This is a genomic window from Anaerolineales bacterium, from assembly GCA_037382465.1.
GTDB lineage: Bacteria > Chloroflexota > Anaerolineae > Anaerolineales > E44-bin32 > WVZH01.
In genome coordinates this window covers 19674-42503 of the sequence record JARRPX010000003.1, presented here as the reverse complement: position 1 = coordinate 42503, position 22830 = coordinate 19674, and the positions used below count along the sequence as shown (strand labels likewise).

The window sequence follows — 22830 nt, the reverse complement described above, 5'->3', positions numbered from 1 at the left end:
CGGTCTGTAAACGCATCAGCGGCGCAGAACGATCGTTTCGGGATCGTACGGCGGGAGCCGTAAATGCTTTATCGCGCCCTGGTGCGTTAACATCAGGCGTGTCGAAAGTGGTTCCTTCAGACAACCCTTCTTACCAGCCCTTAGATTATTCTCTGCGCGGCGTCGCCGCAGCATCGGGATGGGAATCATGCGCTACCGAATTGCCACGCTTGCGGATGTGCAGCAGTTGAGCGCCATGAACCGGCAGCTCGTCGAGGACGAAGGCCACCGCAACCGTTCCAAATCCGACGCCTGGTTCGAGGAGCGCATGCGGGAGTTCCTGCGTGGTGGGTATGAAGCTGCGCTTTTCGAGATCGATGGCGCAGTCGTAGCCTACGCCTTGTACACGCAGCATCGCGATCATCCGGACACCATCCATCTACGCCAGATATTCGTCGACCGCGCCCACCGCCGCCAGGGAATTGGCCGGGAAGCGATGCGCATCCTGCGCCAAGAAATCTGGCCCGTGGACAAGCGGCTGACTGTGGGTGTGCTCGTCGACAACCAGGCCGCGCGGGCATTCTATACCGCTATGGGGTATCGGGAGTATTCGCTGGAATTGGAAATTCCCGCCGACGAGCGATAAAGTAGATAGATCCCGCTGGAGCAATCAAGTCAATCGCCAGACTTGATGTTCGATTTTTTTCCTCTCCTTCCGAGAAGAAAGCATGTAGGAGCGGTTCGCAGACCATCCCTACGATCGACGCCGACGACGTCCGGGAATCTCGTGGTGTTTGAGGAAAGATATGCTGGCCGAATCGATCACGATCATAAACGTGGGCTACCGTTCGACGAATTACTGGGTCGTCAGTGCGGGCAGGTCACGCTTGCTGGTGGACGTCGGCTGGCCGGGCAGCATGAGTACCATGCGCGCTGCTCTGAAACGCATGGACGTGCCGCTGGAAGAGATCCGCTACACCCTGGCCACGCATTTCCACATCGATCACGCCGGCCTGGCGCAGGACTTCAAGCTGGCCGGCGTCCCGCTGCTGGTTATGGACGTCCAAGTCGAGGCGATCCCGCAGATGAAAACCTGGATCAAGCCCGCGGACAATTACACGGAGATTACGCTGGAGGGCAACACCACGATTTCATGCGCCGGGAGCAGGGCGCTGCTGGAGAGCATCGGCATCCCCGGGGACATCCTGCACACGCCGGGTCACTCCGAAGACAGCGTCTCCTTGCTGCTCGACGATGGTTCGGTCTTCACGGGCGATCTCACGCAGCCGGATCACGTCGGCCTGGAAGATCCCGTCGTCGTCGCTGCAAGCTGGCGCTTGCTGTGGGAGCGCGGCGCCAGGCGCGTTTATCCCGGACACGGCCCGATCCGCCCGATGGACCCGGCACTCGGTGCGTGATAGCTTCGAAGCAATCGGTCGGGATTTTTCCCCGCATTCGGTAGAGAATCGAGTTCCTCGTTCCTCCTTGACAAAGCCCATTGTTTTCTGTAATATATACCGAGTATATATACTGCGCACATAAACAAAGGAACACCGGATGCTGCGTCACGCTCTTCTCGGCCTCCTGGCACGCGACGTACGGCACGGCTACGAGCTGAAAAACGCTCTGGAGCAGGCGCTCGGAGGAAGCTGGGACATCAACTTCGGTCAGATTTACGCCACGCTGCAACGCCTGGAGCGCGATGGCCTGGTCAGTGCCGTCGTCGAACAGGATGATCGACGCGGTAAGAAGACCTACGAGTTGACGGAGCAGGGCCGAAAAGAGCTCGAAAACTGGTTCGACCATCCGGTGGAAAAGACCCACCGGCTGCGGGATGAGTTCTTTATCAAACTGGTCGTGCGGCACCTGGCCGGCTACGGCGACGCGCTGGAAATGATCGCCCGCCAACGGAAGGCATACTTGCAGCGGGTAAGAGATCTTACCCGCCTCGCTGCAGAGGCGCCGGAAGATCCCTTTGTCTCGCTGCTCATCGAAGGCGCGATCCTGCACCTGCAGGCGGATTTACGCTGGCTGGATTTGTGTGACGAACGCCTGGAACAATTGGAAAGCCGGCCGTAGGAGGAAAACAAGATGTTGGATGTCGCTTTTCACAATCTTCGCCAGCGGAAACTGCGCACGATTCTGACGATTCTCGGCGTGTCGGTGGCGCTGCAGCTGTATCTGACCTTGAATAACTTGATGGCGACGTTCGAACTGGACATGCTGCGTCAGTATCAAGCCTTTGCCGGCAAAGTGTACGTCGAACAAACGATGCCCAACAGTGAGGGCTGGCAGGGCTTTCCCAACGCCGCCAGCAGCATCGAAGCGAGCACGGCGTCTGAAGTGCTGGCGCTCGATGGTGTGGATCGGACCCGCAGTTCTGCGCTCGTGTTCGTCCCGCTCGTTCCCAGCACGATACCCAACAATCCGCCCAGCGTTTTGGCGGTCGGGATCGAATCCGGGCACGAATCCGCACTCCTGGGGTCGGTAGAGGTAGAAATGGGAAGCGCGACTCTGGACTCCGAAAACAGCGTGATTCTCGGAAACGGAGCCGCAGCCTACTTTGGAAGAAGCGGCGGTAGCACGGCCTTCATCGGAATGGAAGACATGCTCTACGGCATCGAGAGTGAGAGAGAAGCCGTTAACCCGGGTGACGAAATCGAGGTGCAGGGCCGGAAATTCAACGTAGCCGGCGTTTTGGAGCCTGCGACGCAGTTCGTGGACGGCATCGTGATGGTGGATTTGGCCACGTCGCAGGATTTGTTCAACCGACCGGCTGCCGTATCGGCGGTTGTGCTGGCGGCCGAATCGATCGACGCGGTGGATCGACTGGCCGGTGACGTCGAAACGCAGTTCGGGGACCTGCGCGCTTCGAGTGAAGCACAACTGCTTTCCAAGGCCCGCCAATGGGTGGACGTGCAAAATACGTTCTTCGGCATGATCAACAACACGGTCGTCGCCGTCGTCGTGGTCGTCGTCACCATCGTCATGGTCGTGGCCGTGATGGAACGGCGGCGGGAGATCGGCGTGCTGCGCGCCATCGGGGCGCAGCGCTGGAAGATCTTCGCCATGGTGCTGACCGAATCGATGTCGATCTGTCTCCTGGGCGCACTCACGGCGCTGCCGATGTCGATCGCCTATACCGGGCTCCTCTGGCGCATGCCGGTCGACATCACGGTCATCCTGGCGTGGCTGCCAATCGTCGCGATTGCGATTCCGGTCGGCGTACTGGCTTCATTACTGCCCGCCTGGCAGGCGCTGCGCGTCGACCCGCTGGATGCGCTGAGATATGAGTAAGGGATAGGAAACAAGGGAGAACGAACATTATGTGGAACGTAGCATTTCGCAACCTATTGGAACGGCGGCTGCGCTCGTTGCTGACGATGCTCGGTGTGGCTGTCGCAGTCCAGCTTTTTCTAACCATGTCCAGCATCAAGGTCAGTTTTGAACTCGATCTTGAAAACCAGCTCACTGCCATGGCCGGAAAGGTCTACGTGCAGCGTCCGACGTCCGAAGAGGCCGAGAGTGAAGAGTTCCCCTCGCCCAGCAGCAGCATCGAGGAAGACGTTGCCAACGAGTTGCTGAAAATGGATGGCGTGGATCGGGAAGCGAGTTCGGCGATTCTCTACGTGCCGTTGACCACGTCACCGGCACCCGGTTTGCCGCCGTCCAAACTCGCCTTGGGCATTGAAGCGGGTCACGAGGATGCATTTCTGGGTGGGATCGAGGTGGAACAAGGGGTAGGCGTCTTGACCACACCCAACGCAGTAATCCTCGGAAATGCGGCGGCAGAACGCTACAGCGCCGAAGGTCAACCGCCGATTGGCTCGGGCGACTCGATCGAGGTTCTTGGAAAGGAACTCGAGGTGGTCGGCGTTTTGGGGAAATCACCCAATCTGTACCGCGGCATGGTCATGATGGATTTGAATACGGCCCAGGAAATTTTCAACCATCGTGGCAACGTATCCGCCGTCATTCTCTCTGCAGAGACGCTCGATAGCCTGGCCCGAATTCAATCAACGGTCGGAATCAACTACCCGGATTTGAAATCTTCCAGCCAAACGGAAATTGTGGCCGAATTCCGTGAGCGGCTCGAGTCGGTCATGGGTTTCTTCAACATGATAAACGGCTCCACCGTGGCCGTTGTGTTTATGTTCGTCACGATCGTGATGTTCGTGGCCGTGATGGAGCGCCGCCGGGACATCGGGGTGCTGCGGGCGATCGGAGCTCGCAGGCTGACGATTTTCAGATTGATAGCGAGTGAGTCGCTCATTCTCAGTTTGGGCGGCGCCATCCTCGCCTGGCCGCTCTGGGCCGTCATCGGGAGCTATTTCATCGGTGAATTTTCCAGTTCGCCCGAAGTCATTTTCTCCGGGTGGTTGGAAATGGGGTTGTTGGTGATCATCGTCGGAATTGGGGCATCATTAATCCCGGCCTGGCGGGCAGTGCGCATCGATCCTCTGGAAGCGCTGCGGTACGAATGAGCGGTCGCTGGAATTTGGTGTAGGAGAACGAACATGTGGCAATTGGTAATGCGGAATCTATGGCAGCGGCGGCTGCGCTCGCTGCTTACCGTACTCGGGATCGCCGTTGCAGTCCAGGTCAACTTGACGGTGACGGGTGTGATATCCGGATACGAAGCCGATCTCCAGAATCAACTGAGCGCCCTCGCCGGCAGGATCTTCGTACAACGGCCGACGACCGAGGGATCGGAGATGGAAGAATTCCCTTCGGCGGGCAGCAGCATTTCGAATGATTTGGCGCAGGAACTCCTGAATCTCGATGGCATCGATTGGGAGGCCAGTTCGGCGATCCTCTACTTGCCGTTGGCCAGCCCTCCGATATCCGGATTGCCGCCGGCCTTGTCTGCCGTCGGAACGGAAGCGGGCCACGAAACGGCCTTCCTGAGTGATCTCGAGATTTCAGCCGGCCAGGGGAAATTGCAGGGCCCGCGAAGCGTCATCCTCGGACAGGGCGCCGCGGAACAGCTCAGTCCAAAAGATGATGTACCGGCACAGCCCGGGGATACGATCGAGTTGTTGAATCAGCGTTTCAGCGTCGCAGGTGTGCTCGCTGCGGCGCCGGGTTTGTTCGACGGGATGGTATTGATGGATCTGGACAGCGCCCAGGCTCTCTTCGAACGGCCGGAGAGCGTGTCGGCCGTCATTCTGACGATGGAAAGCGTCGCGGACGTCGACTCGATCCGGGCGAAGATCGAGGCCATGGATTCGCGCCTGCAAACGGGCAGCCAGGAAGAGGTCATGGACGCCGCCATGGAAATGATGAGTGTGACCGAAGGATTCACAGGCATGATCAACAGTGCGGTTTACGTCGTAGTTTTCCTTTTCGTCACGATCGTCATGATCGTGGGCGTCATGGAACGTCAGCACGACATCGGCGTGCTGCGGGCGATCGGCGCGAACCGCAGGACGATTTTCCGCATGATCGCCGGCGAATCCTTGACGTTGAGCATGGCGGGAACGTTGCTGGCCTGGCCGATCTGGGTATTGATCGGGGCCGTCCTCGTGGGCGATTTCACCAGCCCCGCCGATGTCATTTTGGCGGCCTGGCTGCAGATGGGTTTGCTGGCGCTGTGTGTGGGCGTTGGGGCATCGTTGATCCCCGCCTGGCGGGCGGTACGGGTCGATCCGTTGGAAGCCCTGCGTTATTCGTAGGCGGTAAGCCAGCGTTATTGAGGAGAATGGGTATGTGGCATTTATCGATCCGGAACATTCGGCAGCGGTGGGTTCGTTCTCTGCTCACGATCCTCGGTGTGGCCGTATCGGTCCAGATTTACCTGGCGATGACGACGATGATGTCGAGCGCCGAGAACGATCTGCAGGATCAGCTCGAGGCGCTGGCGGGCAAGGTGTTCGTCCAACGCAGCATGACGAGCGAATCGGTGGTGGAAGATTTCCCCTCGCCGAGCAGCAGCATAAACGTCGGCGTGGCGGAAGAGCTGTTGGCCATGCCGGGCGTCGACGTAGCCAGGAGTTCGGCCATCCTGTACGTGCCCCTGACGAAACCGCCGGCGCCAGGCGCGCCGCCGCCGACGCGTGCGTTGGGCATCGAACCGGGACACGAAATCGCTTTCCTCGGCTCGTTGAAGATCGCTGCAGGAGCAGGTACGTTGCAGGATCCCCAAAGCGTCATCCTGGGGCAGGGCGCCGCAGCCTATTACGGGCAGGAAGCCGGGCATCGTGTCGAGATCGGGGAGACGATCCACGTACTTGGCGAGTTTTTTACCGTCGTCGGCCTGCTCGATCGGGCGCCTGCCGTACACGACGGCATGGTGATGATGGAGCTGGCCACTGCCCAGCGGCTTTTCGACCGCCCGAGCAGCGTTTCCGCTGTGATCCTTGCAGCGCAGAACGTCGATGAGGTGGCGCGGATCAAGACTCAGGTGGAAGGCCACTATCCAGAGCTTGCAGCCGCTTCTCCCGCGGATGTGGAAGAGAACGTGCGCGCCATGTACGCCTCGGTGTACAGCCTCGCAGACATGGTCGATGGCGTCGCCATACTGGTTGCGTTCTTGTTCGTGATGATCGTGATGATCATCGCCGTGATGGAGCGGCGGCGCGACATCGGCGTGCTGCGTGCGATCGGCGCCAGCCGCGCGACCGTCTTCGGCATGATCGCCAGTGAAGCGCTCTTGCTCAGTGTTCTGGGCGCCTTGCTGGCCGGCCCTTTGTGGGCATTCATACGAGTGTTCGTCGAAATTGGTACCGTCAGCGCGGCCGACGTGATTCTGACCAAATGGCTGAACATCAGCCTGCTGGCGATTTTAACCGGTCTGGGGGCTTCTCTGCTGCCTGCCTGGAAAGCGGTGCAGGTCGATCCCCTGGAAGCATTACGGTACGAGTAAAAAACAAATCAGGTAGGTGAAAGATGGAAGCAATTGTATCAACGAAAGACGTCTGGAAGATTTTCCAAATGAACGGAGTCTCCGTCGAAGCCGTGCGGGGGGTAGACCTGGTCGTCGAACCGGGGGAGTTCGTGGCCATCGTCGGTCCTTCCGGAAGCGGCAAATCCAGTCTGCTTCATTTGCTGGGCGCGATGGATCGACCTTCGAAAGGCGAGGTGTTCATCGCCGGAAACGCACTCTCGGATTTGAGCGACGGGCAGCGAGCCGATCTGCGCTTGCGGGAATTGGGGTTTGTCTTTCAGACCTTCAATCTGCTGCCGACGCTCAGCGCTGCGGGCAACGTCGATGTGGCCATGCGCCTGGCGGGGGCTGCACGGGCGAAACGCAAAGCACGGGTTGTGGAACTGCTCGAGCGAGTGGGACTGGACAAGCGAGCCAATCACCTGCCGCGCCAGCTTTCGGGCGGGGAACGCCAGCGTGTGGCCATCGCCCGTGCGCTGGCCAACCGACCTGCGCTGCTGCTGGCGGACGAGCCGACGGGCAATCTGGACACAAAGACCGGAGCCGGCGTGCTCGAACTCGTGCGCGGCCTTTGCGACGAGGACAGCCAGACGGTGATCATGGTCACCCACGACTTCCGCGCCGCAAGCTACGCCGACCGCGTGCTTCTGCTGCGAGATGGTGCGATTCGCGGAGAAACCCGTCTCGAAGGCGAGCGGGACACGCGCGAGACGCTCAGTCGTCTGTTGGCGGCGGAATTGTAACTGCGGATAAGCTGGAGGAGGCACAGGGCGCCGAGTGCGTTCGCCTTGCATACGCGCCGCGGTCTCTGCGCCTCCCTGGTTTACTGCTGCTCGTAGCCGGTCGTCGACTCGGTCAGCTCAGGTTGTCTGCAATGCCCTCAGCCCAGGATTGGATCGACGTCCAATCCCGAAAATCTCCGATTTTCGCTTCGACCATTTTAATCATACGGCGTTCGATGAAGTTCAACTTATCGGCGTCGAGCTTTCCGTGAAAGACAACGACGTCTCGAGGCTGGATGTGGTCGAGGACCGGTTGGATGCTCTCGGGCATGCGCCAGCCATTCAACAACTCGACCGGATCACCTTCTCCCGTCGGACCGCTTGAAAATATCCAGACAGGTATGTTCGCCAGCGTCTTGCTGTTGGCATTCAGGAATTTCACGGCTTGCTTGCGCCATTTTCCAACATAGACGGCGCTTCCCAGGACCACGGCCTGATAGGAAGAAACGTCCTTGATGCCGTCTGCCGGTTGGACCTCAGCAGTTAATCCTGATTGGCGCAGCACTTCGCCGATCTTCTCGGCAATTTCCTTCGTCGCGCCGTACTTGCTTGCGTATGCAATTAAAACCGAATTTGCCATGGTTATCCTCTTCCTGTTTGAAATTCGTTGAGATCGCAGACCGCGATCTCTATTCGGCTGATTCTGGTCGATGAATCCATGATAACATCACTTACGGGACAGTTAAAGTCCTGCGCTGGAAGGATCGGCGAAAGCTGGCGGAATACCCGACATTTTCGCTGAGAGGATCGGAAACCGATGGCAAAACATTTCGTACTCGTTGCGGGTAACATCAGCTGCGGGAAGACCTCGCTCACCGAACGACTTGGTGAACGACTCGGCTGGCAGACGGCGTACGAGTCGGTGGTGGACAATCCCTATCTCTCGGATTTCTACGCCGACATGGGCGCCTGGGCATTTCACCTGAACGTATTCTTCCTCGGGCATCGCGCGGACCAACACCTCGAACTGGCTCGTTCGAAGCAGTCGGCGATCATCGATCGTTCGATCTACGAAGACGCCGAAATATTCGCCCGGGCAGCGCAAAGCCTGGGCAGTCTCAGTGAACGCGATTATTACACCTACCGCCGCGTTTTCGACATCATCGTGGGGGAATTGCCGTCACCGGATTTGTTGATTTACCTGCGGGCGCCGGTGCCCGTATTGCTTGAGCGTATTCACGACCGCGGACGGGAGATGGAAAGCGGCATCACGGCCGAGTACCTCGGACTGCTGGAATCGCTCTACGATGAATGGCTGCGGGGCTTCGATATCTGTCCGGTGCTGACCTTGCGTACCGACGACCTGGATTTCGTCCACAAGCCGAAACATCTGGAAATCGTGGTCGAGCGCATTCACGATAAACTGTTGGGCCGGGAAGAGATCGAATTTCCCGATAGTTAGGCTTGCAGCCGTTTCCAACGCCGGCGTATCTTTTCGATCGCTTTTTGAATGAGAACGCGATTTTCGTGAGTCTGGTGCCAGCGGCTGGCGCCCGACGGGTGGGGCAACGGGATCACCCAACGACCGTCGATTCGGAACTCATTTCCAATCAACTGACGCAGGGATCGTTTTGCAGAGAAAAACAGGTTGATCGCCAACCGGCCGACCGGCAAGATTAAGTGTGGGTCGATCAGCGCCAACTCTTCATCCAGATAAGGCCGGCATAGATTTTGCTCCGTGCGCGTCGGTACGCGATCTCCGCTCCCGTTCTTGGCCTTGCCGGGAAAACACTTGGTCACCGCAGTCATGTACTGCTCGCTGCGAAACCACTTTTCTTCCAGATCGGCCTCGGCAAGCCATTGAAACAGGCGGCTGCCGCTTCCGGCGTTGAAGGGACGGTCGGCTTCCACTTCCGTTACGCCGGGCGCTTGCCCGATGAGCATGATTCTGGCGCCGTATTCACCCGAGAAGATCGCCGGCGGTTGGATCTCGTAGCCCCGTTCGAGGCACAGCCGGCACGTACGCATGCGTCGCTGCAAGCGGCGCAACGCGTCTTTCTTTTCCGGAGACATCAATGGCTTGCTCCGCCGGCTTTCTCCCAGGCGGCTTTGATGACCAGCGCATCCTTGTCCATGTCCTCCGGACTCTCACACTGGATTCTTCCCCCGCAGCCAAATTCGACCAGGGCGCGCATGAGACCCTCGAGATCGAAGTCCGAATCGTGCAGCATGAGGTGGTTGAGTTCTCCCTTTGAGCCGTAGTGGATGCCGGAGAGATGGCAGTGCAATCGCTGCAGCGCCGCTTCACCGAGGCTCTCGGCGTAAGACGACAGGACGGCCGCCCATTCTTCAAACGAATTGCAGCTGCCATCGCCGGGTCGGGCGTGGAGGTGGGCGAAGTCCAGGCAGGGTTCGACGCCGTCGATCTTTGCCGACATCACCAATAAATCGTCCAGGCTCCCAAGCAGTGCGCCTTTGCCCATCGTCTCGGGACGCAGCGTCACCGGATTCCCGGCATGGCGCAATTCTTCCACGCATTTCTCCAGACGCGGGATGGCCACTCCGAGCACTTCGTCGGCCGGTCTTTCGAAATAGGATCCGGGGTGAAAGACGATGTCCGTCGCGCCGGCGAGATGCCCGTAATGTGCGGAGTCCATCAAGCGCTTGCGGCTTTTGGGCCACTCTTCGGCGTCGGCGTTTAAATTGATGAAGTAAGGTGCGTGGACGCTGAGGGCGACGTCCACCTGGGCAGCGGTCTCTTTGATCTTCTCGCACGTCTTTTCGGACACGCGCACGGAGCGGACCCATCCCAACTCGAAGCTGAACAGTTTCTGATGCGCAAGATACTGGATGGTTCCGATCGATCCTCCCGGCTTTTTGGGTGTGGAGCGCGGGGTGCCTACAGTTCCGAAGCGAAAACCGATATCCGACACAGCATTGCCTCTCATTTCGTGATCGTCCACGAGATCCGTACAATCCAGAATCTTATCATGTCTTGCTCGCGGGACGTCCCGATGTTTCACACCCGTCCCGCGTCGCGGTGTCGGTAACGGCCGGGCTTCTTGCAGCACGGCAGAATACCGGAACGGAAAAAAGGATGTGGGCGGTGGAATTCGATGGGGGATGTGAGGTGGTGATGAAAACGATCGGGTGCGATCGCGGCTACTCTACAAGCTGCTCGACTTCGCTGTCGCTCAACCTGGGGAGGGTAAAGTAGAAAGTGCTCCCTTTGCCTTCCTCGCTCTCCACCCAGATTTGACCCCCGTGCTGCTCGATGACGGTCTTCGCGAGCGCCAGTCCCAGCCCGGTGCCGTCGATCGGGTTTTCCGGATCCTCCACGGCGATCCTGCCGCGGAAGAGATGATCGAAAACCCTGGGGAGTTCCTCTTCCGGTATTCCCGGGCCGTTGTCCTTGACGCTGATGGTTACGGTCTCATCGTCCCAGCCGGCGTCGATGTCGATCTTTCCGCCGTCCTGGGTGAATTTGACCGCGTTGCTCAGCAAGTTGTTCATCACGGAATTCAAGCGCTCCGGGTCCCCCATGATCACCAGATCCTTCGGTGGAATTTCGAAATTTACGCTGTGACCTTTCGCGTTGGCCAGCGGCCGCAGATCTTCGATCGCCCGCCGAATGAGATCGTTGATCGGGCAAGGTTCGTTGATCAAAGTGGCCGTGGATTCCACGCGGATGGTTTCCAGGAGGGACGTGATCAGATTCGCCATGCTGTCCGTTGCGCGCTGCATCATACTGAGCGCCTTGCGCTGTTGATCGGTGAGATTTGCTTCCATGAGTAAATCTGCGCCCAGACGAATGGCGTTGAGGGGATTTTTCAAGTCGTGCGCCGCGGTGCCCAGCAGATGGGAACGCATGCGGTCGATCTGTTTGAAGGCGGTAATGTCTTGCATGACGACCACTTTGCCGACGCCGCTGATCTCGCTGATCGTGGCGTGCAGGGTACGATCGCCCGGCGTGGTTACTTCCTGCCGCATGGGCAATTCAATACGATCGTCCGAGAGAAGTCCCCCCAGAGGATTTTCCGAAAAGACGCTCGCGGCAGGCTGCCCCATGGCATCTTCGGCGTCGATGCGGAACGCCTGGCAGGCCGTTTGATTGATGAGCATGATCTTCGCCGACAGATCAGTGAGAACAACGGCGTCGGCGGTTTCGACGAGCGTCGCTTCGAGTTTACTGCGTTCCTCCGTCACCCGCCGGAAGAGGTTGGCGTTTTCGAGCGCAACAGCCGCCCAGGCAGCAACGGAAGAAAGCAGTTGCTGATCCGTAATACCGAAGGCGCCGTCCGGATGGTTGATTGCCTCGATAACGCCCAGCACTTCGTCCCTCTGTGCCATCGGAACGCAGAGCACGGAGTTAGTGAGCAAACCCGTCTGGCCGTCGATCGCGCTGTGGTAGAGGGGATTCGTTCGAACGTCGTTGACGATCAACGGCTTTTGATTGCGTGTGACCCAGCCGGCGATACCTTCTTCCAGGCGGATGGCAACATCGCGGATACGGACGTGCCTTCCGCCACTGGCTTTGAGCACCAGCTTCTCGCCGCGCTCGTCGAGCAGGAAAAGGACGCACGCTTCCACATCGAGCAGCTTCTGGGTGTTGATCATCGCGTTTTCGAGCGCGGCTTCCAGGTCGAGGGTGGAGGTAATTTCTCGTCCGATCTCGCCAAGCAGTTGAAGCTGATTGGCGCGCGCTTTGGCCGTGCTCAGATGGATGGCGTCCTGAATGCCCACTGCGCCGATGTTGACGATGGCATGGCCAAGTTCAATTTCCTGCGGATCGTATTGTTTTCCGGGCTGTTTGTATACGACGCGGACGATTCCCAATGCGTTGTTTCCGGTGGCGAGAGGAAAGATGGACGCTGCAGAAATTCCTTCCGACTGCATGATGGCGATGTCCTGCGCGGAACCTCTGGCCGGAGAAACACTGAGAAAAACCGGTTGTAGATTTTCCAGAACCGTCTCGTGTATGGGATAGTCCGGCATGGGATCGTCCGAGAGCGGCGTGACGGTCTGCTGTATGCCTTTCGCCAACTGTTGGCGATATCGATAAGTTTGATCGTTGCCGCTTTCGTTCAGGATGAGAATCTCACAGCTGTCGCCCGATGTCGCGCTGAGCAGGTGAATGGCGGTTTGTCGAATGGCTTCTTCCGCATCTTTCGTGCCGGTGATGGCGTGGCTCGCCTGATACAGCAGCGATAATTTGTGAAGCAGGAAGCTCTGGCTGGCACTCTGTTTCGACAACGACAGAATTTCCGCGGCTCTCGTCGATAGAATATCGATAACCGCCAGTTCCTGGATATCGTACGTCTTTTTCGAATCGGATGCCGTAAAAATCAATCCGACGGTTTGACCTCCGGTAAAACACGGCGCGCAGGCAATGTTGCCGGGCGTGAGAGGCAGCGAAAGCGTACCTTTTCCGTCCTTTGTGAAGGTGGAACGGTGCTTCGAAAGCGCTTCCTTGAGTACGGGATTTTCAGAAGATGATGTGACTTTTCCGAGTTCGCTAGTCGAGATGCCGATCGACATGCGGGGCAAGAAAGCAGAGCTTTCTTCGTTGTATTCATAAAGCGCAACACGATCCAGATCGAGCAGCTTTTTAATGAGTTCGAGCAGTTCACTCAAAGCTTGAGATGGATTATTGAAATCGAAAGTTGCCGTAGAAGCTTGATAGAGTGAACCTCGGGTTGCCTCCGATGACATATCTTGCGACCTCGAAAAAGGATTTGTACGTTGTAACTATAAGCGGATTATGGCATAGAAAAAGAGCACTCGCAATGCTATTTTCGAAAGTACGATAAGCGTCTGATGCTGAAATACAGGGACCGCCGCTATGTCGCAGCTTTCGCTGCAAGCAGCGGAACGAAGATGATCAAGCCGATGATCAGGGAAAAAATGGCCGCAACCAGAACCGCTGCAGCAGCGGCATCCTTGGCCCGGCGAGCCAATGGGTGTACGTCCGGGCTCGCAAGGTCGACGGCCAATTCCAGGGCCGTGTTGAAACATTCGGCCAACCATACCATGGCAATGGCCAACAACAACGCGACCCATTCCCATTTTTCGACCTGAAGCCACAACCCGGCGGCAACGACCACGATCGTGGCCAGTGCATGGATCCAGGCGTTATGCTGCGTGCGAATCACTTGTCCCAGGCCCGCAAAGGCATGCCTGAAGGCGGCGATCCAGGCGGAGACGTCCCGGCGAGAACTCATGTCTCGAGCTCCGAAGGTTCGAAAGAGTGGCCGAATTTACGCAGGATCTCCGCTTGTGTGCGCCACATGCGGTTTTTTTCATCCTCGTCTCGGTGATCGTGACCGAGCAAATGTAAAACGCCGTGTATCGTGAGCAACGTCAGTTCCGCTGCCAGAGTCTGATTGGCCCGCTTCGCCTGCTGCCGTGCAATGGGCAGCGCGATGGTGACGTCACCGAAATAAATCTGGCCCGTCTCTGGGTCCCGGCTCCCATCGCTGAAGGCGAGCACGTCGGTTGCCCGATCGATCCGGGCGAAACGATGGTTCATTTCACGGATCCTCTCGTCACTGGTGAGGACGACGCTTAAAGCGCCCGGCGGCGCATTTTCATGTTCCAATACGGAAATGGCCACGGCTTCCAGGTTTCCGGTTTCTTCTTCACAAGAATGTTCGTGAACGATCTGAACCTGGTAGGTCATGCTTCCGGCGTCGCGGATAATCTTTGATCTGCCGCAGATGGCGCGGAGGATTGGCTTTCTTGAGTGGATTCGGGATAGCGTAAACGTGGGTGATAGAAGTTCTTCAGAGTGCTGACGAACGAGCGCCGGATGGTGTCGATGTCTCGCAGGGTGAGGTCGGTGCGCGAGAGCTGTTCTTGTGCCAGCCGGTCGTCGATAATCCAGCGCACGAGTTTGTCGAGTTCCTTCTCGTCGGTGGGAACGTCGGCGCGGGCCTTCGCCTCGACGCTGTCGGCGAGCATCAAAATCGCCGTCTCTCGTGAACGGGGTCTTGGTCCGGGATAGGTAAACGCTTTGCGATCGACGAGATTGCTATCGCCGTTGGCCGCATTCAGCGCCTGGTTGTACTGGAAACTCGTTCCCAAAGTCCCGTGATGTTCGGCGATGAAGTCTTTCACGCGCTGCGGCAAGTGGTATTTTCGAGCGAGGTCGAGGCCGTCAGATACGTGCTGGATGATCACGGAAGCGCTCGTTTCCGGATCGAGTTGATCGTGTACGTTCTGCCCGGGAATCTGATTCTCGATGAAATATTGAGGATGGAGTGCTTTACCGGCGTCGTGATACAGCGCGCCAACGCGCGTGAGAAGCGCGTTCGCACCGATCGAACGGGCGGCTTGCTCGGCCAGATTCGCCACTTGAAGGCTGTGCTGATACGTACCCGGCGCTTTATTCAAAATCAACTGCAGCAGGGGATGGTCCGGCCGCGAGAGTTCGATCAGCTGCAGGCTGGTCGTCATCCCCAGGAGACTACCCACCAGGAGCAGAAAGCCGAAGGCAAGGCTTGCCGAAAGCATGCCGCACAGCACGGCGGCTCCCAGGAGGGTAAGCTTTCCGAGCAGGTCCGTTGCGGGATCGGGGAAGCGGAAGATGGCGACGATGAAGGCACCGGAAATGGCCACGACCAGACCGGACCAGAAGAATGCACTCAACCGTTCGGCGCGTCCGATGACGAGGCAGGCCAGCGAGGCGCTGACCATCATGTACAAACCGACCTCCAGGCCGCGGGGCGTCAGGAAGCCGGCGAGCGCTCCGATGACCATGGCGGTGACGATGCCCATACCTGGACTGAAAATTATGGTGAGCAGCATCGGCACTGTGGCTGCCGGGAAGATGTACGGCAGTACGGTGTGATCGGGCAGCATGAGTTGCATTACGAAAGCGACGAATATGAAAATCAAACTCAGCATGGTGGCCAGGCGTACGTTTCTGATCTGGCTGCCGTGCACCCGGTGGGCGTAGAGCGTCCAGGTCCCGCCAAGGATGAGCACCAACAGGGCGCGGATCGCGACCGTTCGAGCCGTATTGGGGGCATCGAGTAGCCCGTACGTCTGTAATCCTTCGACGTCGAGCGAGGTAACGATGTCGCCGCGATTGACGATCATCTCCCCATTGGCGTATGACTTACTGACCGATTGGACGGCTTCTCGAGCTGCCGCTCTTGCATTTTCGGTGGCTTCTGCGTTGTACATGGCATTAGGCGCCACGAAGGCCGAGGCCAATTGGCTCACGATTTGGGATTGTGTGCTCGGCAGCGTGATGCTCACAAGTGCGGGGACGCGGCGGCGGGCTTCCTCAACGCGCCCTTCACGAATTTCGCTGCGCATCACCTGTTCAAGAACCGATGTGGCCTCGAGCTTGATCGATTCCCACGTCGAATCGGGAAAGTAGAGGATCGCTTCGGCCTGGTCTGTATCGAGGGACACATTCTCGATCGCAGCCAGGTCGGACAGCTTCTGCTCCGCTGTAGCGATCGTGTCCGCACGTACGTTGTCGATGTATTGCAATGCGGTTTGTAATTTATCGATCTGCTGCCGGGCGACGTTGGTGTCGGGTGGGTCATAAATGTCACTGACCTCAGCGGCGGCTGCCTGACGAGCTTCTTCAAGCAAGACTTCGCTGTTGTAGGTCAACGCGTAGGGCGCCAGAATGTCCTGGCTGGCGACGCTTCCGACCTCGAGATTGTAGGTTGATCCGCGTTGGGAAAGCGGCAGAGAAATGATGGCAATCGTGCCGACGAGACCCAACACGAGGATCAGCCACAGCCTGGCTGCAAGCCAGGCTGACTTAAGCCGAAGCACGAACGACGAACGAGTGTTCTTGGTTGATTTCACCATTTGAATCTAGGATGCGCTCAACTTTCCCCGCACGAGCTCACTGACCATTTTCCCGTCGGCTCGACCCTGGATGCGCGGCATGATGGCCTTCATCACTTTCCCCATGTCGGCCGGGCCTTCTGCCCCAACTTCGTCGATGGTTTCCTGAACCAGATCCTTCAACTCATTTTCAGAGAGCGCCTGGGGCAGATATTCCTGCAGCACTTCGATTTCGGCTTGCGTGCGTTCAACCAGATCGTCTCTCCCGGCTTGCTTGGCTTCATCGATGGTTTCCTGCCGTGATTTCACTTCTTTCTGAATCAAGGCCAGAATAGCGGGTTCGTCGAGCTCCGCTTTGTGGTCGACCTCTGCGAGTTTCAAGCTGGCTATAACCATGCGTAGAGTCCTCTTGTGCAGGTCGTCCTGGTCCAACATGGCCCGTTTAAGGTCGTTTTGCAATAGCTGTTTTATCTTCATATCCCACATTATACCGGCCAGGCGGCAGCAAAGATAGCAAGATTTTCGTTAGAATCAGTCTCACGCAGGCTTATCGGGGTCGTAAATCCGTTCTGCTTGCATTCCCCCTTGCTCGGCTAAGGATAAAAGCCGCACTGTGGTGAGTCGATTCCATAGATCGTTTTCGCTGGAAGCATGGACGCGAATGTAATTGTCCGTCAATCCGCAAACGTCCCATCGTCGTGGAGTCGTCTGCCGGCTGCGTATCCAGAGAACGGGCACCGCCTCACCGATGAATTTGGACATATATGCCTGGCTGGACGCCGCCGCGATCGATTTGACCTTTTGTGCACGTGCGCGGGCGACCTGCGCCGGCACATGCCCGGGGAGACGTACTGCAGCCGTACCCGGCCTGGGGGAGTAGGTGAAAACGTGCATGCCGCTGAATTCCATGGCTTCGATGAAATCCAGGCTTTCCATGAAGTCCGCTTCCCGTTCCCCGGGAAACCCGACGATCACGTCCGTGGTGACGGCCAGGTCGGGGATCGCCTGGCGTGCTCGATGGATCAAGTCCGCGTAGCGCTGCGGGGTGATCGGACGTCCCATGCGGTGGAGAATCCTTTCCGAACCCGTCTGCAGTGGCAGATGTAGTTGACGACACAGGCGCGGGTTTTCCCACAGCGAGAAAAAATCTTGCGGAAGATCCCAGGGTTCGAGAGAGGACAAACGCAGGCGGGCGATGCTCGTCGAATCGAGAATGCGCTCCACCAGGAAACGCAGATCCATGTCCTCGGATATATCCTTTCCATAGGCGCTTAGTTGAACGCCGCTGAGTACGACTTCTTTTACACCGCCGTCGATCGCATAACGGATCTCCTCGATTATGGTCTCGAACGGTTCGCTCCGTGCTGCGCCGCGCGCCAATGTGGTGATGCAGTAGGTGCAGTGATTATCGCAGCCGTCCTGGACCTTAATGAAGGCACGCGTCCTGCGCCGGTTCCCCGGAAGAGGGATTCGTGTCGGCGGTTTCCCGGGTCGTTTCAGCGGGATTCCGCCGCTCAATTCAGCGACCAGGCCCTCCTTGGCCGAATTCGGCACGACTCGGGTCACTCCCGGCAGCGCCGCAGCCGCGTTCGGTTCCATGCTGCTCCAGCAGCCGGTCAGCACAATCTCCGCCCGTGGGTTATGCCTGTGGGCATAACGGACTTTACTGCGCGAGCCAGCGGCGGCGGCCCTCGTTACCGTGCATGTATTGATCACGATCAGATCGCTGTTTTCCGGGGAGGCGGCGAGTGTATGTCCTGCACGTTGAAAATCCCGCGCAAGGCGTTCTAGTTCGCTCTGATTCAGTTTACAACCTACGCTGTCGAGATGTACGTTCATGACACTCCGGATTCCAGTTGGATTCTTTTAAGGTTTGGTGACCGAGAAGTTATCGAATTCGATTTCCACCTCGGGTTCGGCGAAGGTGCCTACGATCAGCCCTACGTCCCCTTCGAGCCAATCTTCCGTTTCTTCTGTGCTAGTCACGAGCACCCCGTTCACGTGCAGCAGCAGCTTCTCACCGTCACAGACGGCGCGGATGAGATTACTCGTGTTCCCCGTTTGGATGACGGCGGCAGGCTGCATTGTGTCCTCGCCGAGCAAAACGCTTTCTCCATTCTTGTGCACGCCGATACCTGCGTAGCCGTCGCTCGAAATGATGAAGAAGTAGAAATTATCCGCATCCTGGTAGCGGCAGACGATGCCGTATACGTTGTCGTCAGGTCCGGCGAGCTTCGTGGCGATCACTTCGATGCGCACGTTTGGGAGATCGAGATGCGGGCGGGCCCACACCTCTGTGTCCGCTGCAAAGAGACGAACGTGGTACGTGCCTAGCTCGTAATCCGCGCTGTAAACATCGTCGTGATACCGGTCCCAGCCGCTTTCCGGCCTGGAGAAGTCGTCCTGATACAGGATGGCTCCCGATTCGGCCTCGGGCATAAACCAACTACAGGCGGGAAGCAGGACCAGCAGCACGAGACAGCATACCCGGAGTGGATAGCGGATTTTCTGCAATACGATCTCCTTTGCGACCGCATTCTAGCATAGAACAATAGACCGCACGGCCGATGTGAATCGTGGTCCGATTCCATGCGGCTTTTGATAACGGCTCCGGGATGCAGATGCGCTTCCAGATTCAGGGCGAATATTGAAGGGTCTGTATCATGCGTCCGGCGAGTTCACCGATCGCGCCGTCTGGATCGAGCAGCCGGGCGTATTCCCAGGCCGCTCGGGCGCGGTCGGGATAGCCTTGCAAACGGCGCAGGAGACCGAGGTAGTACTGGGTTTCGGCGACTTCAGGGTTCATCCGGACGGCTCGCCAGAGCAGGCGTTCCGCCAGGTCGAAATCTCCGAGGGTTAGATGTGCGTAACCGAGCAGCACGAGGCCGGCCGGGTTTTGCCTGTCGAGCAGCATTGCGTTACGGGCGGCGGGGAGTCCGAGCGTCTGAATCTCGATCTCGCGTTCGATCGAAAATCGCGCCAGCAGGTACCAGAATTGTGCGTCCTCGGGGGCGAGGGTGACGGAGATCATCAGCGCGTTTTTGGCCGCCTCGAGGTCTCCAAGATCGGCGTATACCTGTGCGAGTTGTGCGCTGATCGCCGGATTGGTCGCGTCGAGTCGGGCGGCGATCTCCAGGTAGATCTTGGCGATCGTGGGCTGTGCTTTCATCTGCCAATGATAGGCGAAGAAAACGTATGCCAGCGGGTCTTGGGGCTGTTTGGAAACAGCAGCTTGCAGTTGTTCGAAACCGTCCTGTCCGCTTCGATCGAGCGCCAATCCCAGATAGGCGTGGGCCTGCGCGTATTCCGGGTCGAGTGCGAGCGCCGCTTCGAAAGCCCATACGGCTGGTGTCCATTCGGCGTATCGCGTCAGCGCCTGGCCGACACTGGCGAGTGTGTAGGCGGGTAAATTCGCCTCGCGGGCGTCTTCGATTGCGCGGATGAGGGCGGAGGGGAGGGCAAGCGGCTCCTCAGAAAGTTGTTGGGCTTTTCGGAGTGGATCGATGGCGTCCTCGGGTTGGGTTACGGCGAGCAAGATTCCCAGTTGTAAATAAGACCATGGATCTTCACCGCCGAGTGCGATCCATTCTTCGAGGACGGAACGGGCAGCGGTGAGATCGTTTTGGTTCCAATAGTGCCGCAGCAGCGCCTGGTAGTAAGCCGCCTCATCCGGGCAGGCTCCGTTCGCTTTCTGCCACGCTTGTACGGCGCTTCGAATCTCGTTCCGCATGATTTCGGCCTGCGCTTCAAGGCAGTAAAACCCGGAATTGGGTGGAAGGGGATTGTACAGTTCCAGATTCAACAGCGCCCGTTCAGCGTCCTCGCTGCGCAGCGCGATCGAAGCCGCCTGCTGGTGTGCGCTCCGGAGCGCGGGTTCGAGATCGATTGCCGCTTCCAGCGAGTCGAGTGCGGTGGTCCATTTGCTTCTGGACAGTGCCTGGTGCGCAGTGCGTACGTCTTCGCTCAGCGGGATGAACACCGCGGAAGGGCTGAGTGCAGTCAGGGCAAGGACCGTCAGCAAAATATGTGGCCAGCGGAATCGTATAGCTTTGGGCAAAGGCTTCTCTCAATATTTTGCGCCTATTATAGCCTTTCGACAGCATTCCCGTTGCTTTAGGTCTACCTGCATCAGGATCGTCCGCTCCGCTCGGTACCGCATCGATGAGAGTCCAGAGGTTGTTACGGCAGGAGGGAGAAGCTATAATCGATAATGAAAGTCAGGGTGGTCCATGGTCATCGGACTGCTCGATAGAAGTGAAATGAGCGGATGAGGGAATCCGTTACTACATACGTGTGACATATTCGGCACAATCCGGCGAGGGGAAACTCTAACGATCGCACCCGACACGATGCCCAGGAGATCAACGGCAATCTTCCTGGGCATTGATTTTTCAAACCCAGATAAGTTCGATCTCCCGCACAGGAAGGAAGGTGGAAAAATCCCTGAGTATAACCAGATCAGGCATGCATCTCCAGAATCGAAGAATTTATTGAAACTCAATCCAGGAAGGAGGATCACTTGAACATTGTAGTGTGTGTCAAGCAAACCGCAGACACGGCGGCGACGGTAACGGTCGAAGACGGGAAGATTTCCTGGGGAGACACGCCCATGATACTCAATCCCTGGGATGAATACGCCGTCGAAGAGGCGCTGCGTATCAAAGAGAAACACGGCGGGAAAGTGACCGCGCTCAGCCTCGGGCCCGAGAGTGCCAAGGAAGCGCTGAAACAAGCGCTGGCGATGGGCTGCGATGAAGGGATACTCGTTAGTGATCCGGCGTTTGCAAGCGCGGATTCGCTCGTGGTTTCGAAGATCATCGCCGCGGCCATTCAGAAGATCGAAGACGTCGACATGGTGTGTTTCGGCCGGGCTTCCGTAGACAGCGACACCGGCATGACGGGATCGCAGGTTGGCCGCCGCCTGGGATGGCCGACGCTCAATCTGGTTGCCGAGATTACGGCCCTGGATCCACAAGGGAAGAGCATATCCGTCGAACGCATGCTGGAAGAGGGCCGGCAGCAGGTACGCGCTTCCCTGCCGGCCGTCGTGAGCGTCGTCAAGGAGATCAACGAGCCGCGCTATCCGTCCTTCATGGGAATCCGCAAGGCATCGAAGGCGGAAATCCCCGTCTGGTCGAAGGATGACATCGGGCTGGAGGAGGTTCCACAATCTGCCGTCGAATGGCCGCAGGTCTTTGCACCTCCCAAGATCGAAATGGTGGTCGAAATGATCGAGGGCGATACGCCGGAGCAAAAGGCGGTCAAACTGGCAGATCGCTTGCTCGAGGAGAAGGTGATCTAATGGCGAACAAGGTATTTGTCTACATCGATCACTTCGAAAATCATGTGGCTCCGGCTTCGTTCGAAGCATTGGGCGTCGCCCGCCAGATGGCCGAGACGCTCGGCGGCGGTGTGTCGGCCGTGGTGCTCGGCCAAGACGTGGATGACGTCGTGAAGCAGGCCGCAGCGTACGGCGCGGATGTGGTCCACAAGGGAGATGGTCCGGCGTTGAAGGATTTCCGCGGCGAGGCCTACGCCAACGTGCTCTCCCCGATCGTCGCCGATGCGGAAGTGCTGCTCTTTCCGACCTCGGGACGCACGCGGGAATTGGCAGCCCTGGTGGCCGTCGATCTGGAGACCGGAGTCATTCCGGACGTGATCGACTACGAATTCGACGGCGGCAGCGTGCTCGCCACGCGGCCGATCTACGCCGGAAAATTGTTGACCAAGGTAGTTTGTCGAGAGCGCCGACCTCAAATCCTGACTCTGCGGAGTCGTGCGTTTCCCAAACCGGAATCCGACTCGAGCCGCAGCGCCGAGATCGTCGATGCCGACGTCGACGTGGGCGATGTGGCGACCGAGGTGACCGGGTATCGTGAATCGCAAACCGGGGTCAGCCTGACCGACGCGGCGATCATCGTCTCGGGCGGCAGAGGCGTTTCCAACCGTCCTTCGCTTGAACCCCCGGCGGAAATCAGCGATGAAGCCGAGCAGGAAATCTGGCGTGCACAGCAGGGATTCAAACTTGTCCGCGACCTGGCGCAAGTACTCGGGGCGGCGGTCGGCGCAAGCCGGGCTGCCGTGGATGCGAAATACGTTCCGTATGACTATCAGGTCGGCCAAACGGGGAAGGTCGTTTCCCCGGATTTGTACATCGCAGCAGGCATTTCCGGCGCGATCCAACATCTCGCCGGCATGCGTACATCGAAAACGATCGTCGCGATCAACAAGGATGCCGACGCGCCGATCTTCAAACTGTCCCGCTTTGGCGTTGTCGGTGATTTGTTCGACGTGCTGCCGCCCCTGACGCAGGCCTTGAAGGAACGCCTGGGTAAGTAGACGCCGGATCTCGTGCGGCGGCGCAAGACCTAAGAAATACGGACAGCCATGTGTGATCGCATGGCGCGTCTGTGATATTTTCATCACCCGATT

At 58.3% G+C, this 22830-nt stretch carries 22 protein-coding genes; 11 read left to right on the top strand and 11 right to left on the bottom strand.

Features of this window, described 5'->3' with window-relative positions:
• The first annotated feature begins 187 nt into the window (after nucleotides 1-187).
• The 8 genes from P8Z34_01895 to P8Z34_01860 all read left to right on the top strand — a co-directional run bounded on the left by P8Z34_01895 (nucleotide 188) and on the right by P8Z34_01860 (nucleotide 7608).
• Entirely contained in the window at nucleotides 188-625 is a 438-nt protein-coding gene (locus P8Z34_01895; protein MEJ2549417.1) for a GNAT family N-acetyltransferase, read from the top strand.
• 160 nt (nucleotides 626-785) lie between these two features.
• A complete protein-coding gene (locus tag P8Z34_01890; GenBank protein MEJ2549416.1) occupies nucleotides 786-1397 on the top strand; it encodes an MBL fold metallo-hydrolase in 612 nt (203 codons plus the stop codon).
• Between the two features lie 139 nt (nucleotides 1398-1536).
• Nucleotides 1537-2058 (top strand): helix-turn-helix transcriptional regulator, encoded by a 522-nt coding sequence (locus P8Z34_01885; protein MEJ2549415.1) that lies wholly within the window; start codon nucleotides 1537-1539, stop codon nucleotides 2056-2058.
• 12 nt (nucleotides 2059-2070) lie between these two features.
• Nucleotides 2071-3276, top strand: coding sequence for an FtsX-like permease family protein (locus P8Z34_01880; GenBank protein ID MEJ2549414.1), 1206 nt, complete (start codon nucleotides 2071-2073; stop codon nucleotides 3274-3276).
• 29 nt (nucleotides 3277-3305) lie between these two features.
• Complete coding sequence (locus tag P8Z34_01875) at nucleotides 3306-4463, top strand: ABC transporter permease (GenBank protein MEJ2549413.1); 1158 nt, start codon at nucleotides 3306-3308, stop codon at nucleotides 4461-4463.
• A 33-nt stretch (nucleotides 4464-4496) separates the two neighbouring features.
• The gene (locus P8Z34_01870; protein MEJ2549412.1) at nucleotides 4497-5654 is read left to right on the top strand and encodes an ABC transporter permease; all 1158 of its coding nucleotides are present in this window, start codon (nucleotides 4497-4499) and stop codon (nucleotides 5652-5654) included.
• A gap of 32 nt (nucleotides 5655-5686) precedes the next feature.
• Nucleotides 5687-6844, top strand: a complete 1158-nt coding sequence (locus P8Z34_01865) for an ABC transporter permease (GenBank protein ID MEJ2549411.1) — start codon at nucleotides 5687-5689, stop codon at nucleotides 6842-6844.
• A gap of 23 nt (nucleotides 6845-6867) precedes the next feature.
• Nucleotides 6868-7608 (top strand): ABC transporter ATP-binding protein, encoded by a 741-nt coding sequence (locus tag P8Z34_01860; protein MEJ2549410.1) that lies wholly within the window; start codon nucleotides 6868-6870, stop codon nucleotides 7606-7608.
• A gap of 112 nt (nucleotides 7609-7720) precedes the next feature.
• Here P8Z34_01860 and P8Z34_01855 read toward each other — a convergent pair whose 3' ends face one another.
• A complete protein-coding gene (locus tag P8Z34_01855; GenBank protein ID MEJ2549409.1) occupies nucleotides 7721-8227 on the bottom strand; it encodes a flavodoxin domain-containing protein in 507 nt (168 codons plus the stop codon).
• A 177-nt stretch (nucleotides 8228-8404) separates the two neighbouring features.
• Between P8Z34_01855 and P8Z34_01850 the strand changes: the two genes are divergently transcribed.
• Nucleotides 8405-9049, top strand: a complete 645-nt coding sequence (locus P8Z34_01850; protein MEJ2549408.1) for a deoxynucleoside kinase — start codon at nucleotides 8405-8407, stop codon at nucleotides 9047-9049.
• Here P8Z34_01850 and P8Z34_01845 read toward each other — a convergent pair.
• The 10 genes from P8Z34_01845 to P8Z34_01800 all read right to left on the bottom strand — a co-directional run bounded on the left by P8Z34_01845 (nucleotide 9046) and on the right by P8Z34_01800 (nucleotide 20455).
• Nucleotides 9046-9660 (bottom strand): uracil-DNA glycosylase family protein, encoded by a 615-nt coding sequence (locus P8Z34_01845; protein MEJ2549407.1) that lies wholly within the window; start codon nucleotides 9658-9660, stop codon nucleotides 9046-9048. The two genes, P8Z34_01850 and P8Z34_01845, sit on opposite strands and share 4 nt — an antisense overlap.
• Nucleotides 9660-10535 carry a TIM barrel protein gene (locus tag P8Z34_01840; protein MEJ2549406.1) on the bottom strand — a complete coding sequence of 292 codons (876 nt, stop codon included), beginning with the start codon at nucleotides 10533-10535 and terminating at the stop codon, nucleotides 9660-9662. Before P8Z34_01840 ends, P8Z34_01845 begins: the two co-directional genes overlap by 1 nt.
• Nucleotides 10536-10749: 214 nt before the next feature.
• Nucleotides 10750-13299 (bottom strand): ATP-binding protein, encoded by a 2550-nt coding sequence (locus tag P8Z34_01835; GenBank protein MEJ2549405.1) that lies wholly within the window; start codon nucleotides 13297-13299, stop codon nucleotides 10750-10752.
• 128 nt (nucleotides 13300-13427) lie between these two features.
• Nucleotides 13428-13808, bottom strand: a complete 381-nt coding sequence (locus tag P8Z34_01830; GenBank protein ID MEJ2549404.1) for a diacylglycerol kinase family protein — start codon at nucleotides 13806-13808, stop codon at nucleotides 13428-13430.
• Complete coding sequence (gene ybeY / locus P8Z34_01825) at nucleotides 13805-14266, bottom strand: rRNA maturation RNase YbeY (protein ID MEJ2549403.1); 462 nt, start codon at nucleotides 14264-14266, stop codon at nucleotides 13805-13807. Before ybeY ends, P8Z34_01830 begins: the two co-directional genes overlap by 4 nt.
• Nucleotides 14263-16416 carry an HDIG domain-containing protein gene (locus P8Z34_01820; GenBank protein MEJ2549402.1) on the bottom strand — a complete coding sequence of 718 codons (2154 nt, stop codon included), beginning with the start codon at nucleotides 16414-16416 and terminating at the stop codon, nucleotides 14263-14265. Before P8Z34_01820 ends, ybeY begins: the two co-directional genes overlap by 4 nt.
• Before the next feature lie 9 nt (nucleotides 16417-16425).
• A complete protein-coding gene (locus P8Z34_01815) occupies nucleotides 16426-16875 on the bottom strand; it encodes a GatB/YqeY domain-containing protein (GenBank protein ID MEJ2549401.1) in 450 nt (149 codons plus the stop codon).
• A gap of 60 nt (nucleotides 16876-16935) precedes the next feature.
• A complete protein-coding gene (mtaB, locus tag P8Z34_01810; GenBank protein MEJ2549400.1) occupies nucleotides 16936-18237 on the bottom strand; it encodes a tRNA (N(6)-L-threonylcarbamoyladenosine(37)-C(2))-methylthiotransferase MtaB in 1302 nt (433 codons plus the stop codon).
• Nucleotides 18238-18264: 27 nt separating this feature from the next.
• Entirely contained in the window at nucleotides 18265-18912 is a 648-nt protein-coding gene (locus P8Z34_01805; protein ID MEJ2549399.1) for a hypothetical protein, read from the bottom strand.
• Between the two features lie 121 nt (nucleotides 18913-19033).
• Nucleotides 19034-20455, bottom strand: a complete 1422-nt coding sequence (locus P8Z34_01800; GenBank protein MEJ2549398.1) for a tetratricopeptide repeat protein — start codon at nucleotides 20453-20455, stop codon at nucleotides 19034-19036.
• Between the two features lie 462 nt (nucleotides 20456-20917).
• Here P8Z34_01800 and P8Z34_01795 point away from each other — a divergent pair, with 462 nt between their 5' ends.
• Complete coding sequence (locus P8Z34_01795; protein MEJ2549397.1) at nucleotides 20918-21700, top strand: electron transfer flavoprotein subunit beta/FixA family protein; 783 nt, start codon at nucleotides 20918-20920, stop codon at nucleotides 21698-21700.
• Entirely contained in the window at nucleotides 21700-22737 is a 1038-nt protein-coding gene (locus P8Z34_01790; GenBank protein MEJ2549396.1) for an electron transfer flavoprotein subunit alpha/FixB family protein, read from the top strand. The genes P8Z34_01795 and P8Z34_01790 overlap by 1 nt, the downstream gene beginning before the upstream one ends.
• Nucleotides 22738-22830 lie beyond the last annotated feature (93 nt).

Bases quoted from the DNA above. Each gene is read 5' to 3' on its own strand.
- P8Z34_01815 (MEJ2549401.1), bottom strand. From the start codon at position 16,875: ATGAAGATAAAACAGCTATTGCAAAACGACCTTAAACGGGCCATGTTG.
- P8Z34_01880 (MEJ2549414.1), top strand. From the start codon at position 2,071: ATGTTGGATGTCGCTTTTCACAATCTTCGCCAGCGGAAACTGCGCACG.
- P8Z34_01890 (MEJ2549416.1), top strand. From the start codon at position 786: ATGCTGGCCGAATCGATCACGATCATAAACGTGGGCTACCGTTCGACG.
- P8Z34_01790 (MEJ2549396.1), top strand. From the start codon at position 21,700: ATGGCGAACAAGGTATTTGTCTACATCGATCACTTCGAAAATCATGTG.
- P8Z34_01870 (MEJ2549412.1), top strand. From the start codon at position 4,497: ATGTGGCAATTGGTAATGCGGAATCTATGGCAGCGGCGGCTGCGCTCG.
- P8Z34_01885 (MEJ2549415.1), top strand. From the start codon at position 1,537: ATGCTGCGTCACGCTCTTCTCGGCCTCCTGGCACGCGACGTACGGCAC.
- P8Z34_01895 (MEJ2549417.1), top strand. From the start codon at position 188: ATGCGCTACCGAATTGCCACGCTTGCGGATGTGCAGCAGTTGAGCGCC.
- P8Z34_01860 (MEJ2549410.1), top strand. From the start codon at position 6,868: ATGGAAGCAATTGTATCAACGAAAGACGTCTGGAAGATTTTCCAAATG.
- P8Z34_01850 (MEJ2549408.1), top strand. From the start codon at position 8,405: ATGGCAAAACATTTCGTACTCGTTGCGGGTAACATCAGCTGCGGGAAG.
- P8Z34_01835 (MEJ2549405.1), bottom strand. From the start codon at position 13,299: ATGTCATCGGAGGCAACCCGAGGTTCACTCTATCAAGCTTCTACGGCA.
- P8Z34_01875 (MEJ2549413.1), top strand. From the start codon at position 3,306: ATGTGGAACGTAGCATTTCGCAACCTATTGGAACGGCGGCTGCGCTCG.
- P8Z34_01840 (MEJ2549406.1), bottom strand. From the start codon at position 10,535: ATGAGAGGCAATGCTGTGTCGGATATCGGTTTTCGCTTCGGAACTGTA.
- mtaB (MEJ2549400.1), bottom strand. From the start codon at position 18,237: ATGAACGTACATCTCGACAGCGTAGGTTGTAAACTGAATCAGAGCGAA.
- P8Z34_01830 (MEJ2549404.1), bottom strand. From the start codon at position 13,808: ATGAGTTCTCGCCGGGACGTCTCCGCCTGGATCGCCGCCTTCAGGCAT.
- P8Z34_01855 (MEJ2549409.1), bottom strand. From the start codon at position 8,227: ATGGCAAATTCGGTTTTAATTGCATACGCAAGCAAGTACGGCGCGACG.
- ybeY (MEJ2549403.1), bottom strand. From the start codon at position 14,266: ATGACCTACCAGGTTCAGATCGTTCACGAACATTCTTGTGAAGAAGAA.
- P8Z34_01865 (MEJ2549411.1), top strand. From the start codon at position 5,687: ATGTGGCATTTATCGATCCGGAACATTCGGCAGCGGTGGGTTCGTTCT.
- P8Z34_01845 (MEJ2549407.1), bottom strand. From the start codon at position 9,660: ATGTCTCCGGAAAAGAAAGACGCGTTGCGCCGCTTGCAGCGACGCATG.